General features: G+C 68.1%; 17 protein-coding genes. 6 read left to right on the top strand and 11 right to left on the bottom strand.

Features of this window, described 5'->3' with window-relative positions; genetic code table 11:
- Positions 1–128: 128 nt before the first annotated feature.
- Complete coding sequence (locus IEY88_RS18245; RefSeq protein WP_189155932.1) at positions 129–1,604, bottom strand: peptide MFS transporter; 1,476 nt, start codon at positions 1,602–1,604, stop codon at positions 129–131.
- 144 nt (positions 1,605–1,748) lie between these two features.
- On the opposite strand from IEY88_RS18245, the gene IEY88_RS18240 reads away from it, so the two are divergent.
- Positions 1,749–2,312 (top strand): TIGR03086 family metal-binding protein, encoded by a 564-nt coding sequence (locus IEY88_RS18240; protein ID WP_189155931.1) that lies wholly within the window; start codon positions 1,749–1,751, stop codon positions 2,310–2,312.
- Positions 2,313–2,472: 160 nt separating this feature from the next.
- On the opposite strand, the gene IEY88_RS18235 is transcribed toward IEY88_RS18240, so the two are convergent.
- Together IEY88_RS18235 and IEY88_RS18230 are read right to left on the bottom strand one after the other, a co-directional pair.
- Positions 2,473–2,967, bottom strand: coding sequence for a GNAT family N-acetyltransferase (locus IEY88_RS18235; protein ID WP_189155930.1), 495 nt, complete (start codon positions 2,965–2,967; stop codon positions 2,473–2,475).
- Positions 2,964–3,464 (bottom strand): DUF4262 domain-containing protein, encoded by a 501-nt coding sequence (locus IEY88_RS18230; protein WP_229693494.1) that lies wholly within the window; start codon positions 3,462–3,464, stop codon positions 2,964–2,966. Before IEY88_RS18230 ends, IEY88_RS18235 begins: the two co-directional genes overlap by 4 nt.
- Positions 3,465–3,591: 127 nt before the next feature.
- Between IEY88_RS18230 and IEY88_RS18225 the strand changes: the two genes are divergently transcribed.
- Complete coding sequence (locus tag IEY88_RS18225; protein WP_189155929.1) at positions 3,592–4,428, top strand: helix-turn-helix domain-containing protein; 837 nt, start codon at positions 3,592–3,594, stop codon at positions 4,426–4,428.
- Positions 4,425–4,604 (top strand): DUF397 domain-containing protein, encoded by a 180-nt coding sequence (locus IEY88_RS18220; protein ID WP_189155928.1) that lies wholly within the window; start codon positions 4,425–4,427, stop codon positions 4,602–4,604. The genes IEY88_RS18225 and IEY88_RS18220 overlap by 4 nt, the downstream gene beginning before the upstream one ends.
- Here IEY88_RS18220 and IEY88_RS18215 read toward each other — a convergent pair.
- Positions 4,572–5,150, bottom strand: coding sequence for a TetR/AcrR family transcriptional regulator (locus IEY88_RS18215; RefSeq protein WP_189155927.1), 579 nt, complete (start codon positions 5,148–5,150; stop codon positions 4,572–4,574). The two genes, IEY88_RS18220 and IEY88_RS18215, sit on opposite strands and share 33 nt — an antisense overlap.
- Before the next feature lie 116 nt (positions 5,151–5,266).
- Here IEY88_RS18215 and IEY88_RS18210 point away from each other — a divergent pair, with 116 nt between their 5' ends.
- Entirely contained in the window at positions 5,267–6,160 is an 894-nt protein-coding gene (locus IEY88_RS18210) for an alpha/beta hydrolase family protein (protein WP_189155926.1), read from the top strand.
- Between the two features lie 55 nt (positions 6,161–6,215).
- On the opposite strand, the gene IEY88_RS18205 is transcribed toward IEY88_RS18210, so the two are convergent.
- The 4 genes from IEY88_RS18205 to IEY88_RS18190 all read right to left on the bottom strand — a co-directional run bounded on the left by IEY88_RS18205 (position 6,216) and on the right by IEY88_RS18190 (position 10,441).
- Positions 6,216–6,965: a YebC/PmpR family DNA-binding transcriptional regulator gene (locus IEY88_RS18205; protein ID WP_189155925.1), complete on the bottom strand. Its 750-nt coding sequence runs from the start codon at positions 6,963–6,965 to the stop codon at positions 6,216–6,218.
- Positions 6,962–7,594 carry a pyridoxal 5'-phosphate synthase glutaminase subunit PdxT gene (gene pdxT, locus IEY88_RS18200; RefSeq protein WP_229693493.1) on the bottom strand — a complete coding sequence of 211 codons (633 nt, stop codon included), beginning with the start codon at positions 7,592–7,594 and terminating at the stop codon, positions 6,962–6,964. Before pdxT ends, IEY88_RS18205 begins: the two co-directional genes overlap by 4 nt.
- A 184-nt stretch (positions 7,595–7,778) precedes the next feature.
- Complete coding sequence (locus IEY88_RS18195; RefSeq protein ID WP_229693526.1) at positions 7,779–9,113, bottom strand: amino acid permease; 1,335 nt, start codon at positions 9,111–9,113, stop codon at positions 7,779–7,781.
- A 140-nt stretch (positions 9,114–9,253) separates the two neighbouring features.
- Positions 9,254–10,441 (bottom strand): trans-sulfuration enzyme family protein, encoded by a 1,188-nt coding sequence (locus IEY88_RS18190; RefSeq protein WP_189155923.1) that lies wholly within the window; start codon positions 10,439–10,441, stop codon positions 9,254–9,256.
- A gap of 74 nt (positions 10,442–10,515) precedes the next feature.
- Here IEY88_RS18190 and IEY88_RS18185 point away from each other — a divergent pair, with 74 nt between their 5' ends.
- A complete protein-coding gene (locus tag IEY88_RS18185) occupies positions 10,516–10,956 on the top strand; it encodes an Lrp/AsnC family transcriptional regulator (RefSeq protein ID WP_189155922.1) in 441 nt (146 codons plus the stop codon).
- Here IEY88_RS18185 and IEY88_RS18180 read toward each other — a convergent pair.
- On the bottom strand, positions 10,953–11,261 hold the full coding sequence (locus IEY88_RS18180; protein ID WP_189155921.1) for an AzlD domain-containing protein: 309 nt from the start codon (positions 11,259–11,261) through the stop codon (positions 10,953–10,955). The two genes, IEY88_RS18185 and IEY88_RS18180, sit on opposite strands and share 4 nt — an antisense overlap.
- Positions 11,240–11,935 (bottom strand): AzlC family ABC transporter permease, encoded by a 696-nt coding sequence (locus tag IEY88_RS18175; protein ID WP_189155920.1) that lies wholly within the window; start codon positions 11,933–11,935, stop codon positions 11,240–11,242. Before IEY88_RS18175 ends, IEY88_RS18180 begins: the two co-directional genes overlap by 22 nt.
- Positions 11,936–11,993: 58 nt before the next feature.
- Here IEY88_RS18175 and IEY88_RS18170 point away from each other — a divergent pair, with 58 nt between their 5' ends.
- Positions 11,994–12,548, top strand: coding sequence for a helix-turn-helix domain-containing protein (locus tag IEY88_RS18170; RefSeq protein ID WP_229693492.1), 555 nt, complete (start codon positions 11,994–11,996; stop codon positions 12,546–12,548).
- Here the strand turns inward: IEY88_RS18170 and IEY88_RS18165 are convergent.
- The gene (locus tag IEY88_RS18165) at positions 12,545–13,336 is read right to left on the bottom strand and encodes a hypothetical protein (protein WP_229693491.1); all 792 of its coding nucleotides are present in this window, start codon (positions 13,334–13,336) and stop codon (positions 12,545–12,547) included. The genes IEY88_RS18170 and IEY88_RS18165 overlap by 4 nt on opposite strands.
- Position 13,337 lies beyond the last annotated feature (1 nt).

Below are 13,337 nucleotides of genomic sequence, written 5' to 3'. Positions count from 1 at the left end.
TCGACTTCACCCGCGTGGAGCAATGTTCGTGCCCCAATGACACATCTGCGTAAGGCATTCTTAGAAGCGAGAGGGAGACCCGCCGCACCGCCGCCGCGACGGGCCTCCCTCTCACCTTGTCTCAGGCCCTATTCGACGCCGGCCATCAGCTTCTTGATCGCCGGAGCCGCCACCGCGAGCGCGACACCGAGGACGATCGCCGCGCCGCCCAGCGTGAAGAAGTACGCCGAGGGGCTCGTCGTGTAGAACTTCACGAGCTGCGCGGCCACACCGGTACCGGCCGAGACCGCGAGGAACCACAGGCTCATCGTCTGCGACGCGAACGCCTTGGGCGCCAGCTTCGTCGTGACCGACAGGCCGACCGGCGAGAGCATGAGCTCACCCGCGGTCATGATCAGGAACATCGCCACGAGCCACAGCGGCGTCACCTTGCCGTCGGCGGCCGAGTTGCTCGCGAAGTACATGAGCACGAACGACAGGCCGACGAGCACGAGTGCGCCGGCGAACTTGCGCGGCGTGGACGGCGCGCGGTCCTTGAGCTTCAGCCACAGCCACGCGAACACCGGCGCCAGCGCGATGATCATGATCGGGTTGATCGACTGGAACCAGGCGACCGGGAACTCCCAGCCGAACACGTGGTTGTCGACGTGCGAGTCGGCGAACTCCGCGATGACCGACGCGCTCTGCTCGAAGATCAGCCAGAACATCGCCGCCGCGACGAACAGCGGGATGTACGCGAGGACGCGCGGCTTCTCCGTCGGCAGCGTCTTCTTGCTGCGGTACATGACGGTGAAGTACGTGATCGGCAGGACGATCGACATGATGCTGATCATCAGGATGACGCCCTCGACGCCACCGAGCAGGTACGAGACGACGCCGAGCCCGGCGATCACGACCGCGATCAGGGCGATGAGGCCGTAGACGCGGCCCTTCTCCTGCGGGTGCAACGGGTTCGGCGCCACGGCGGCCGAACCGCGCAGGTGCTTGCGGCCCAGCCGGTACTGGATGAGGCCGGCCGCCATGCCGATCGCGGCGACGGCGAACCCGGCGTGGAAGCCGATGCCGTCCGCGAGCGCTCCGGTGATCAACGGCGAGACGAAGCCGCCGATGTTGATCGCCATGTAGAAGACCGTGAAGCCGGCGTCCCGACGCGTGTCGTCGCGGTCGTAGAGGCCGCCGACGACGGTCGAGATGTTCGGCTTGAGCAGGCCCGTGCCGAAGACGATGAAGATCAGGCCGAGGTAGACACCGGTGATGCCGATCGGCAGGGCCAGCGCGATGTGGCCGCACATGATCAGCACGCCGCCGTTGAACGTCGACCGCTGCCCGCCCCAGACGCGGTCGGCCAGCCAGCCGCCCGCGACGCCGGACATGTAGACCGCCGTGCCGTAGATGGCGACGATCGACAGGGCGAGCGCCTTGTCGACGCCGAGGCCGCCCTCGGACACGGCTGTCCACAGGTAGAGGCCGAGGATGGCCTTCATCCCGTAGAACGAGAACCGTTCCCAGAGTTCGGTGAAGAACAGCGTGGACAGGCCTCGGGGGTGCCCGAAGAATCCCTTGTCCTGCGCGGAGATGCTGGCGCTTGGAGCGCTCACAGTCATCGTCCTCTCGTGTCAACGATGTCACGGCGGATTCGGTTGAGATTACGCCGAACGCGTGTACGGCTAGCAAATCGGGTTGCGTCCGAGTGGCCCAGCTCTCATGCCAGGGTGCGCACTCGAGCAGGATTTGAATGCACTACACCGATGGACTTGATCCAGGCGCACGGCATGGCCATGACGGAGTTCGACCGGCGGGTGCGGGAGATCGCACCCGACCAGTGGTCGCTCGGCACCCCCTGCCGGGAGTGGTCGGTCAGAGACCTCGTCGGGCACCTGGTCTACGAACAGCTCTGGGCACCAGAGTTGCTCGCCGGCTGCACGGCGAAACAGGTCGGCGACCGGTTCGACCACGACAACCTCGGCGACGACCCGCTCGTGTCCTGGGTCGTGGCGGCCGCGGCGGCGCGCGAGGCGTGGCTCGGGCCGCACGCGCTGGCGAAACCCGTGACGGTGTCGTCCGGGAAGCTCGACGCCGAGGAGTACTGCTGGCAGATGACCACGGACCTCGCGGTCCACGCCTGGGACCTGGCGCGCTCGATCGGCGCGGACGAGCGGATCGACCCCGGCCTGGCGTCGGCGGTGCTGGCCTACGTCGAGCGCAACATCGACGAGTGGGGCGGGTCGTCGATGTTCGACTCGGCCGTCCCGGTGGCGCCGGACGCGGACGACCAGACACGACTGATCGGACTCCTGGGACGTAAGCCCTGACGGCTGCTGGACCAGGTCTGCCGAAACGCCCCGCTTCGCATCCCCCTGCAATTCCTGCGAGGCGGGGCGTTCCTCCCCCGGCCGCGACCCCCGGATCCCCCCGGACCGTTGGTCGCACCGCATTTCTACAGGTAGATCGTTGTCCGGTGTCGTAGCTCGATCAGCGGACAACGACTTCCGGACAACGTTTTCGGAGCTTTTGTTCCAACGTCACGCACTTGATCCCGACCGCGTCGAGGTGCTCGCTCACGCGGACGAACCCGGCGCTCTCGTAGAACCTGATGTTCCCGTCGCTCTCGGCCCCGGTGAACAGCCAGACGACCTGCACCTTTTCGGGCGTCCGCTCGCTGATCGCCCGCAGCAGCAGGCGCCCGACCCCGCCGCCCTGCACGTCGGGGGCGACCGACAACCGGGCGACCTCCATCCGGTCGCCGTCGACCCGGCTGCGCACCGAGCCGATCAGCCGCGCCCCGTCGAACGCCCCGAACGCGGGCGTGCCGTCACCGAGGTGGCCGCGGATCTCGTCGAGCGTCTCGACCAGCGGCGGCAGGTCCCACGCGCCGTACCTCCTGGCCTCCTGGAGGTACGCGGCCCGCTGGATCGTCATGACCTCACCGGCGTGCTCCGGCGTCAACCCTCCGATGTGGACGCTCACGGCCCGGTGACCCCCGGCGTCCAACTCTCCGGCAGACCGCTCTCCGTGAGGATCATCTGGTGGTCGCCGAACCCCGCCGGCGCGTCCGGCTGCCACGGCCACTGCCCCTGCGGCGTCGGCACGATGATCTGCACGGCCGCGAAGTCCGACCCGTCGTAGAGCAGGTAGGCGCTCCCGAAGAACTCCGGGTAGAACCCCTTGTAGACCCGCTCGAACGCGACCGGCACCCCTTCGAAGAAGTCGTCGTAGAGCTTGCCCGGCTGGAACCGCTCACCCTCGCTGGCCCGCCGCACGTACAGGTTGATCAAGTTCTCGCCCATGCCCTGCGGCAGCCCGATGACGACCGCCTCGGCCACGCCGAACCGCCGCCAGGCCCCCACCGAGAACACGTACCCCGGCCCCTCGGCGTCCGGGTTCACAACGATGTTCGTGTGGCCGAACCGGTCGGCCGCGGACAGCAGCCGCGCCCGTAGTTCGATGTCTTCGTCGGAAAGCACGGCACCCAGCCTACGGCACCCTCCCGGCGCCTTATGCCTGCTTGGAGCTGGTCCAAGACTCCCACCTTCAGGCAGATTTGGCCGGAAACGATGGAGGATTCGCGGTCGCTGCCCCTACCGTCCGTCCATGCCCAAGAGATCGTCCAGCGTGGTGGGCCGCGAGTTCGGCAACGGTGTCCGCGCTGCCGTAGAGAGCACCGGACTCATCCAGCGCAGGCTCGCCGAGCTGCTCGGCTGGCAGGAGGCCAAACTGTCCGACATGCTCGCCGGCAAGGGCGGGGTCAACGAGTTGGAAGTCGCCACCCTGCTCGCCTACTGCCGCACACCACTCGAAGAACGCGAGCGCCTGCAGGCCCTGTTCCGCGAGTCGGGGAGCTTCTACGCGCAGTTCACCGACGACGGCGTGCCGGACCAGGTGCGCACGCTGATCAACCAGGAGCAGGAGGCCATCGAGATCATCGACTGGTCGATGATCCTCGTGCCGGGCCTGCTCCAGATCTTCGAGTACATCCAGGCCGTCACCGCTAAAGCCCAGACGGTCTCGGAGGAGAACATCCCGAAGACCGTCGCCGCACGCGCGGCCAGGGCGGAGATCCTCGAATACAGCCGGTCGTTCACTTTCTACATCCACGAGCAGGCGCTGTGGCTTCCGGTCGGGGGCACCGAGGTGTGGCGCGAGCAGCTCGCACACCTGCTGCGACTGTCGGTGCGCAAGTACATCAGCATCCGCATCGTCCCGAGGTCGGCGGGTATGCACGCGGGTACGTCGGGTGACTTCCGGCTTATGAAATTCTCGAAGTACCCGCCGGTCGTGTACATCGAGAGCGTCCGCTGCTGCTTGTTCTTCGACGACAAGGAAACCGTCGACACCTACGAGAACATCCTGAAGGACCTCGCAGGCGTCGCCTTGGATGAGGAAGAATCTAGGGCGGTGATCAACAGCATCTTGGAGGGTCTCCAATGACCAACTGGCGCAAGAGCAGCTACAGCGGCGATGGCAACAACTGCGTCGAGATCGGCCGTGGAACCGGCATCCGGGACAGCAAGGCGCCCGCCACCCATCTGCCCGTCTCGGCCGAAGCCTGGTCGGCGTTCTTGAAGATGACGTCAGCCGAGGTATCGGCACCCGTCGAGCAGTAGGCCGATGGCCATCCTCGCGTCGTAGCCGGGGCCGGCGCCTTCGGCCCCCGCGCAGATGTCGCCGATCGCGCGGAGCAGGTGCAGGGGCGGGATGCCCGTCCTGATCTCACCGGCTTCGCGCGCCGCGTCGAGGATCTCGGTGAGCACCGGCAGGAGCCGGTCGAGGAAGAGCCCGTGCAGGGCGCTGAAGCCCTCGGGGTCGTTGCGACTCGCGGCGGCGAGGCCGTGCTTGGTCACGAGGAAGTCCACGAAGAGGTCCACCCAGTCCCGCAGCGCGGCGAACGGCGACTCCGCCGACGCGAGCAGAGCGGGCCCGGCCTCAGCGCACGCGTCGATCTGGTGCCGGTACACGGCCACGACCAGGTCCGCGCGCGTCGGGAAGTGCCGGTAGATCGTCCCCATGCCGACACCGGCCTCGGCGGCGATGCGACGCACCGGCGCGTCCACCCCGTCGGTGACGAACACCGCCGCAGCGGCGTCGAGCAGCGCTTTCTCGTTCCGCCGCGCGTCCGCCCGCTTCGCGGTCGCCGACTCCCCTGCACCCACGCGGGCACTCCTCTCCACCACGGCACTTGCCAAAGCGGAACACTGCTCCGTATATTCGGAACTGCGCTCCGGTTAGGAGCTTAACAGCCTCTCCTCCTCACTTGGGGATATTTGCCATGCCCGGAATCATCAGCGTCAAGCCGGTCGTCCTGCCTGCACCGGACCGCGGCGACGACCTTCAAGTGCGCGTGTCCGCGCCGGTCACCGGCTCCGACCTCCCGATCGTCGTGCTGGCTCACGGTTTCGGCGGGTCGATGACCTACTACGACCCGCTCGTGGACTTTTGGGCGGCCAACGGGTTCGTGGTCGTCCAGCCGACGTTCCTCGACTCGCGCACCCTGGGCCTCACGCCCGCGGACCCCCGCTACCCGGACATCTCGCGGTTCCGCGTGCAGGACGTCCAACGGGTGCTCGACGAACTGGAGAACCTGCTCGCCGCCGTCCCCGGACTGGCCGGCCGCGCCTCCCTGGACCGCATCGCCGTCGCGGGCCACTCCTGGGGCGCGCAGACCGTGGGCATGCTCCTCGGCGCCCGTGTCCTCGACGCGGACGGGCAGCCGGGGCCCGATCTGTCCGACAGCCGCGTGAAGGCCGGTGTGCTCTTCGCCGCGACCGGCTTCGGCGGCAACGAGCTGACGCCGTTCGCGCGGGACAACTTCGGCTCGTTCATGTCGCCGGACTTCGAGCGGCTGACCACGCCGTTCCTCGTCGTCGCGGGTGACGCGGACCAGTCCATGCTCAGCACTCGCGGCCCCGACTGGTTCACCGACGTCTTCCACCACGGCCCCGGCGCCCGCGCGCTGCTCACCCTGTCCGGCGGCGAGCACTCGCTCGGCGGCATCCACGGCTACAACGCCACGGATACGACCGATGAGAGCCCCGAACGCGTCGCGTTGATCCGGCGGGTGGCGTGGGCGTTCCTGCGCGACGCCCTCGGGGTCGACGGACTCGCGTGGAAGCAGGCGCAGGCCGAGGACCTCGGTCCCACCGGCCGTCTCGACGTCAAGTAGAAGAAAAAAACGCCGGTCACGCGTGCTGCGTGACCAGCGTTTGTCGTGGAAGTCGTCAGCCGACCTCGGCCATGACCTCGTCCGACACGTCGAAGTTCGCGAAGACGTTCTGCACGTCGTCGCAGTCCTCCAGCGCGTCGATCAGCTTGAAGATCTTCTTCGCGCCCTCGGCCTCGAGCTGCACCGAGACCGACGGCAGGAAGCTCGACTCGGCCGACTCGTAGTCGATGCCGGCCTCCTGCAGCGCCTTGCGGACCGGGATCAGGTCGCCCGCCTCGGACACGACCTCGAAGGCCTCGCCCAGGTCGTTGACCTCCTCGGCACCGGCCTCGAGCACCGACATCATCACGTCGTCCTCGGTCGTGCCCGCCTTCGGCACGATCACGACGCCCTTGCGGCTGAACATGTACGACACGGAGCCCGGGTCGGCCATCGAACCGCCGTTGCGCGTCATCGCCGTGCGGACTTCCGTGGCGGCGCGGTTGCGGTTGTCCGTGAGGCACTCGATGAGCACCGCGACACCGTTGGGGCCGTAGCCCTCGTACATGATGGTCTGCCAGTCGGCGCCGCCGGCCTCTTCACCGCCGCCGCGCTTGCGGGCCCGTTCGATGTTGTCCAGCGGCACCGAGTTCTTGCGGGCCTTCTGGATGGCGTCGAACAGCGTCGGGTTGCCGTCCGGGTCACCACCACCGGTGCGGGCCGCCACCTCGATGTTCTTGATCAGCCGCGCGAAGAGCTTGCCGCGCTTGGCGTCGATGGCGGCCTTCTTGTGCTTGGTGGTCGCCCACTTGGAGTGGCCGCTCATTTCTCCTCCGAACCAGTCAAACCACGAACCATGTCCACGAACAGGCGATGGACGCGCTCATCCCCCGTGAGCTCCGGATGAAACGCCGTGGCCAGCACGTTGCCCTGCCTGACCGCGACGATCCTACCGGCGGCATCGCCCGCCTCAGCCGTAACGGGCACCGTAGCGAGAACCTCCACGTGCCCGCTCACCGCCTCCACCCACGGCGCACGGATGAACACGGCGTGCACGGTCTCACCGGCCAGGTCGAGGTCCGTCTCGAACGAGTCGACCTGCCGGCCGAACGCGTTGCGGCGCACGGTGATGTCCAGGCCACCGAGCTGGTGCTGGTCCTCGCGCCCGTCGAGCACGTCGTTGGCCAGCAGGATCATGCCCGCGCACGACCCGTACGCCGGGAAGCCCGCCTTGATCTTCGCGCGCAGCGGCTCGAGCAGCTCGAAGTTGTCGAGCAGCTTGCTCATGGTCGTCGACTCGCCGCCGGGGATGACGATCCCGTCCAGTTCGTCCAACTCTTCGACGCGGCGCACGGGCCGTGCGGTCACATCGCACTTCGCGAGCGACACGAGGTGTTCCTGTACATCGCCTTGAAGGGCGAGCACGCCGATGACGGGAGGAGCAGCGACAACCATGCTCACCAGCATATTCGAGCCGGATCAGGGGTTGCAGAAGGCCTGGACGTCCGCCAGGAGCAGCAGCGGGCCACCGAACCGACCCCTCCCCGTTCCGCGTCAGCGTCGCGCAGGGCCGGGTGAGCGTTGAGCGGGTACGAAAAGGCCTCCCCGTCCTAGGACGAGGAGGCCTTGTGCCGCACTGTCAGTCGACGGTGACGAGTTCCTCCTGCCGCGCCTCGCGCGACTTCACGAAACGCCACCCGAGGAACAACACCAGCGCCAGCACCGGAATCGACCAGAACGCGATCTTCTCCGCGGTCCCGGCGAAGGCCATCTGCCCGATCACCAGCGCGAGGAACGCCAACGTCCCGTACGAGGTGTAAGGCGCGCCGGGCATCCGGTAGGAAGGCCGCGCGATCTCGCCCGCCAAGGCCTTCTTGCGCAACCTGAGCTGGCAGATGATCAGCGTGGCCCAGGTCGACACGACACCCAGCGAGGCGACGGCGATCGCGATGTCGAACGCCTCCTTCGGCACCGTGTAGTTGAGCACCACGCCGAAGAGGTACGCGACACCGGTGAAGAGGATGCCGCCGTAAGGGACGTGCCGGGAGTTCATGCGACCGGTGATCGCGGGCGCCTCGCCCTTCTGCGCCAGCGACCTCAGGATGCGGCCGGTCGAGTAGAGACCGGAGTTGCAGGACGACAGCGCGGCGGTCAGCACGACGGCGTTCATGATGTCGCCGACCACCGGGACGCCCAGCGCCGAGAACACGGTCACGAACGGCGACTCGGTGCCGGTGAAGTGGTCCCACGGCAACAACATCGTCAGCAGCAGCACCGAACCGACGTAGAAGATCGCGATGCGGTAGACCACGCCGTTGATGGCGCGCGGCATGACCTTCTCGGGGTCCTTGGTCTCCCCGGCGGCGATACCGACGAGCTCGATGGCCGCGTAGGCGAAGACGACGGCCTGCAACGTCATGAGGGCGACGCCGACGCCGGCCGGGAACAGGCCGCCGTGGCCGAGGGTGTTCGAGACCGAGGCCGTCGTGCCGCCGATGTCCGCGTTGCCGATGACCAGGCCCGCGCCCACCACCAGGAAGACGACGATGGCGGTGACCTTGATGACGGAGAACCAGAACTCCAGTTCACCGAAGAGCTTCACCGACAGCAGGTTGATGGCCACCAGGACCACCAGCGCGACGAGAGCGGTGATCCACTGCGGGAGGTCCGGGAACCACTTGTGCATGTAGATCGCGATGGCGGTGATCTCGGCGATGCCGGTCATCGCCCAGTTGAGCCAGTAGAGCCAGCCCGAGGTGAAGCCGGCCCACGGGCCGATGAACTCGCGGGCGTACTCGACGAAGCTGCCGGAGACGGGACGGTGCAGGACGAGTTCGCCCAACGCGCGCATGACGAAGAACGCCGCGAGGCCGCACACCGCGTAAGACAGGATCAGCGACGGCCCCGCTGTGGCGAGGCGTCCGCCCGCACCCAGGAAAAGGCCGACGCCGATCGCGCCACCGATTGCGATCATCTGCACCTGGCGCTTGCTCAGCGCCTTGGTGTAGCCGTCCGCATCAGTTTCCACAGAACTCACGAGGAGGTTCCTTCCGAAAACGGAAAAATGCTCGCGTCGGAACCTCCCGCGCCCCGACGCGCCGATTGCGGGGAACCCTAGCGAGTGGCGGCCATCACCAAGAAATCAGTTGGGGAAGACTTAACGTAAGCGACGTCACAGAGTGCCGCGTTCAGGTCTTCCCAAATGTCCTCGACGTGCTCGAGGCCCACGGAAATGCGCAGCAGATTGTCCGGAACGCCGGAAGCCCGCAGTTCTTCATCGGGAACCAGGCGATGCGTCAATGCCGAGGGGTGCTCGATCAACGTGTCGACCGAACCCAATGAGACGGCCGGGGTGATGAGCTTCAACCGGCGCACCACCTCGACGGGGTCGCCGTGCACGCCGAACGCGATCATCGCGCCCGTTCCGCGCATCTGCCGTGACGTGGACGGGTAGCGCACGAACTCCACGGCGTCGTGCTCGGCCAGCCGCAGGGCCAGCAGGGCGGCGGACCGTGAGGCCGCCTCGACGCGCAACGGCAGCGTGGCCAGCCCGCGGTGCAGCAGGTAGCCGCCCAGCGGGTGCAGCACGGCACCCGTGATGATCCTGACCTGCCGCAACGCCGCCGCACGCTCTTCGGAGCAGGCCACGACGCCGCCGAGCACGTCCCCGTGCCCGCCCAGGTACTTGGTGCCGGAGTGCAGCACGTAGGAGGCGCCGTGCAGCGCCGGGTTCTGCAGGATCGGGGTCGCGAAGGTGTTGTCGACCATGACCGGCACGGAGCCTGCCTGGCGCACGACGTGCTCGATGTCGACCAGGTCGAGGTTCGGGTTGGCCGGGGTCTCGACGACCACGAGCCCGGTGTCCGGCCGGATCGCGGAGGACACCAGACCCGCTTCCACGTACGTGGTCGTGACGCCCAGCAGACCGGACGACAGCAGGTGGTCGGTGCCGCCGTACAACGGCCGCACGGCGACGACGTGCGGTTTCCCCGCCATCACGCAGGCGGCCTGGACCACGGCGGTCACCGCTGCCATGCCGCTGCCGAACGCCACGGACGTCTCGGTGTGCTCGAGAGCCGCGAGCGCCTGTTCGAACCGGGCCACGGTCGGGTTGTGCAGCCGCGCGTAGACGGGCGACGCCGCCCGCGCGGTCCCGGTGGCCCACTCCCCCAGCGCTTCCCCGCCGAGCGCCTGGTCGGGCACGGGGTAGGTGGTGGACAGGTCGATGGGGGGAGCGTGCACGCCGAGCTCCGCGAGGTCGTCGCGTCCGCCGTGCACTGCGATGGTCTCGATGCGCGTCATGGCCCGAATGATGGAGACTTCATCGGCAAAGCGGGTGTAGAACCGCAGCAGATTCGGGGAAATGGAGAAGAGCCGTGCTGGATTCGATCGACGAGGCCATCGTGCGGGAGCTGCGGAAGGACGCGCGACTGCAGAACAAGGACCTGGCCGAACGCGTCAACGTCGCGCAGTCCACGGCGGTCGTCCGGCACCGGGCGCTGCGGGAGCGCGGCGTGATCACCGGCTACCACGCGGAGATCGATCCGAGCGCGGTCGGGCAGCACGTCCAGGCGATGCTCGCGGTGAAGATCCGGCCGCACACCAAGGAGATCGTCGACCCGTTCATGGCGTACGTGCTCTCGCTCCCGGAAACGGTCGCGCTCTCGCACGTGACGGGCCCGGAGGATTTCCTGGTGCACGTCGCGGTTTCCGACGTCGGCCATCTGCAACGGCTCGTGCTCGACAAGTTCACGAGCCGGCGAGAGGTGACCGAGGTGCACACGAACCTGCTTTTCTCCCACGTGAGAAAGCACTAAGCCACGCCTGCGAGCCTCAGTCCCGCAGTCGTCACCGCGGCCAGAACAATAACTGCGACAAACGGCAGTTTCCGCCACGCCGCGAGACCGCCGACGGCGACTCCGATGGCGAGCGCCCAACCGCCGAACTGCTTGCCGTTCGTCAACGCCGACACCGCCACCAATGCGAACAGCAACACGGTCGCGCTGGCCGACATCAGTTCGCGGACCTTTTCGGGCAAGGTGACGCGGTCGCGCAGCAACGGCCCGGCGAGGCGGATCGCGAAGGTGCCGGCGGCCAGGATCAGGACTGCGGTGACGGGCACGGCTCCTCCTTCTTCGTCTTGAACACGAACAGTCCGGCGAGCGCGAGCAGCACGGGCACCCCTGCGGGCAGGAACGGCGTGGTCGCCAGAGCGATCGCACCGCCCGTGAGCGCCGCATTGCGCGTCGACTTGTCTTTGAGCGCGGGGAGTGTGAGTGCGAGAAGTGCCGCCGGGAACGCCGCGTCCAGTCCGAACGTCATCGGGTCGCCGATCGCCTGGCCCACCAGGGCGCCGATGAGCACGCCCGTGTTCCAACTGAAGAACAACGCCACGCCGCACGCCCAGTAGGCCGCCCGCGCTCTCGCGGGATCCTTCTGCGACATCGCGAACGCCGTCGACTCGTCGATCAGCAAATGACTGCCGACGATCCGGGCGAGCGGGCTCTTGCCCAGCACGTCGCCGATCGCGAGCCCGAACGGCAGGTGCCGCGCGTTGAGCACGAGCCCCGCCAGCACCGCAGCGGCGGGGCTGCCACCAGCGGCGACGATTCCCACGGCCATGAACTGCGAGCCGCCCGCGAAGATCAGCAGCGACATCAGCACCGGCATCCACCACGGCAGGCCGGAGCCGACCGAGATGGCGCCGAACGAGGCACCGGTCACCGCCGCACCGAGCGCCACTGCGGCCACGTCACGCAGGAGCACAGCATCAAGAGTTCGCCAGATCGAACGCACCACCCATTAAGATGAACACCTGGGATCGGTGTTCGTCAAGACGAACGGATGGACTTCTGTGTCGAACGCACCACTCGACCTCATCGCGGCCAACCTCCGGCGTGAGCGCGACCGCACAGGCATGTCGCTGAGCGAGGTCGCGAAGAAGGCCGGCGTGGCGAAGTCGACGCTCTCCCAGCTGGAGTCCGGCGCCGGAAACCCCAGCGTGGAGACCCTGTGGGCACTCGGCGTGGCGCTGGGCGTCCCGTTCAGCCAGCTCGTCGAACCCGCAGTCCCGCGCGTGCAGGTCATCCGCGCGGGCGAGGGCCCCGTCATCCACTCCGAACGCGCGCACTACTCGGCGACACTGCTGGCCGCGTGCCGTCCGGGCACCAAGCACGACATCTACTGGCTGGCCCTCGAACCGGGCGGCGCCCGCGAGTCGCTGCCGCACGTGCCGGGCAGCGTCGAGCACATGATCGTGGCGTCCGGCCGTTGCCTCGCGGGCCTCGCCGACGACCCGATCGAGCTGGGGCCCGGTGACTACATCGTGTATCCCGGGGACGTGCCGCACATCTGCAAGGCGCTGGAGCCGGGCACGACCGCGGTGATGGTCATGGAGCACACGGTCTAGGTAAGTCGGCTCTGCAAGGTGCGCAGCCACGGTTCGGAGAGGGCGGGTTCGCCGTCCATGCCGCGCGCGATCATCCGCCGGACCTCCTTGGTGCGGCCGAGCGAGACCAGCTGCACGGCCTCGGCCAGCGCCTCGCGGGTGCGTTCGTCCCGCTTGGCCTCGCGCAGGTGCTCGCGCCAGCGGTGCAGGGTGAAGGGCCAGGTGAGCTTGGTCTGCCAGTTGCCGAAGTAGTGCCAGACGTCCTCGTCGAGCGACACGTTGACCACGGAGGACGCGGGCAGGCGGCGCGTCCACTCGGCCCGCTGCTGCCAGCGTTCGACGTTCGGGCTGGTCTGCCGGCGGATCGTCACGCCGACGAACCGCAGCTTGCGCCGGATCGCCGGCCAGGTCTCGCGTTCCTCGGTGATCCAGTCGTCCAGCAGGCCGAACAGCTTGGTGAACGACCCACCCGTCGCCACGACGTCCACGAAGGTGACCGGCCGGTCGCGCCGGGCCAGCGAGGCGGGCGTGACGCCGGCCTCGGTGAGCAGCTCGCGGACGCGCGGGACGTCCCCGTGCAGGACCGGGCCGTGGCGGAACGACACGGGCAGCCGGTGGAGTGCCCTGCCCTCGTCGAGTGCGCCGCCGAGCAGGTCGAACATCGAGTCGAGCGAGCGGCCCACGAACACCAGGTCGCCGTTGCCGCTGCGGGCCAGGACCTTGCCCGCGCACTCCGCGAGGTCGCCGAGGTACCAGGCCTCGGGCGCCTCGACGTCGTCGAGCATCGACCCGAGCTGGTCCGGCGTCACG

It is taken from the genome of Lentzea pudingi (genome assembly GCF_014646255.1).
Classification (GTDB): Bacteria; Actinomycetota; Actinomycetes; order Mycobacteriales; family Pseudonocardiaceae; genus Lentzea; species Lentzea pudingi.
This window is presented reverse-complemented; position numbering and strand designations above follow the sequence as displayed.

Excerpts from the sequence above, each read along its gene's own strand:
- IEY88_RS18245 (WP_189155932.1), bottom strand. The coding sequence starts at position 1,604 with ATGACTGTGAGCGCTCCAAGCGCCAGCATCTCCGCGCAGGACAAGGGA.
- IEY88_RS18240 (WP_189155931.1), top strand. The coding sequence starts at position 1,749 with ATGGACTTGATCCAGGCGCACGGCATGGCCATGACGGAGTTCGACCGG.
- IEY88_RS18225 (WP_189155929.1), top strand. The coding sequence starts at position 3,592 with ATGCCCAAGAGATCGTCCAGCGTGGTGGGCCGCGAGTTCGGCAACGGT.
- IEY88_RS18220 (WP_189155928.1), top strand. The coding sequence starts at position 4,425 with ATGACCAACTGGCGCAAGAGCAGCTACAGCGGCGATGGCAACAACTGC.
- IEY88_RS18210 (WP_189155926.1), top strand. The coding sequence starts at position 5,267 with ATGCCCGGAATCATCAGCGTCAAGCCGGTCGTCCTGCCTGCACCGGAC.
- IEY88_RS18205 (WP_189155925.1), bottom strand. The coding sequence starts at position 6,965 with ATGAGCGGCCACTCCAAGTGGGCGACCACCAAGCACAAGAAGGCCGCC.
- pdxT (WP_229693493.1), bottom strand. The coding sequence starts at position 7,594 with ATGGTTGTCGCTGCTCCTCCCGTCATCGGCGTGCTCGCCCTTCAAGGC.
- IEY88_RS18195 (WP_229693526.1), bottom strand. The coding sequence starts at position 9,113 with ATGATCGCAATCGGTGGCGCGATCGGCGTCGGCCTTTTCCTGGGTGCG.
- IEY88_RS18190 (WP_189155923.1), bottom strand. The coding sequence starts at position 10,441 with ATGACGCGCATCGAGACCATCGCAGTGCACGGCGGACGCGACGACCTC.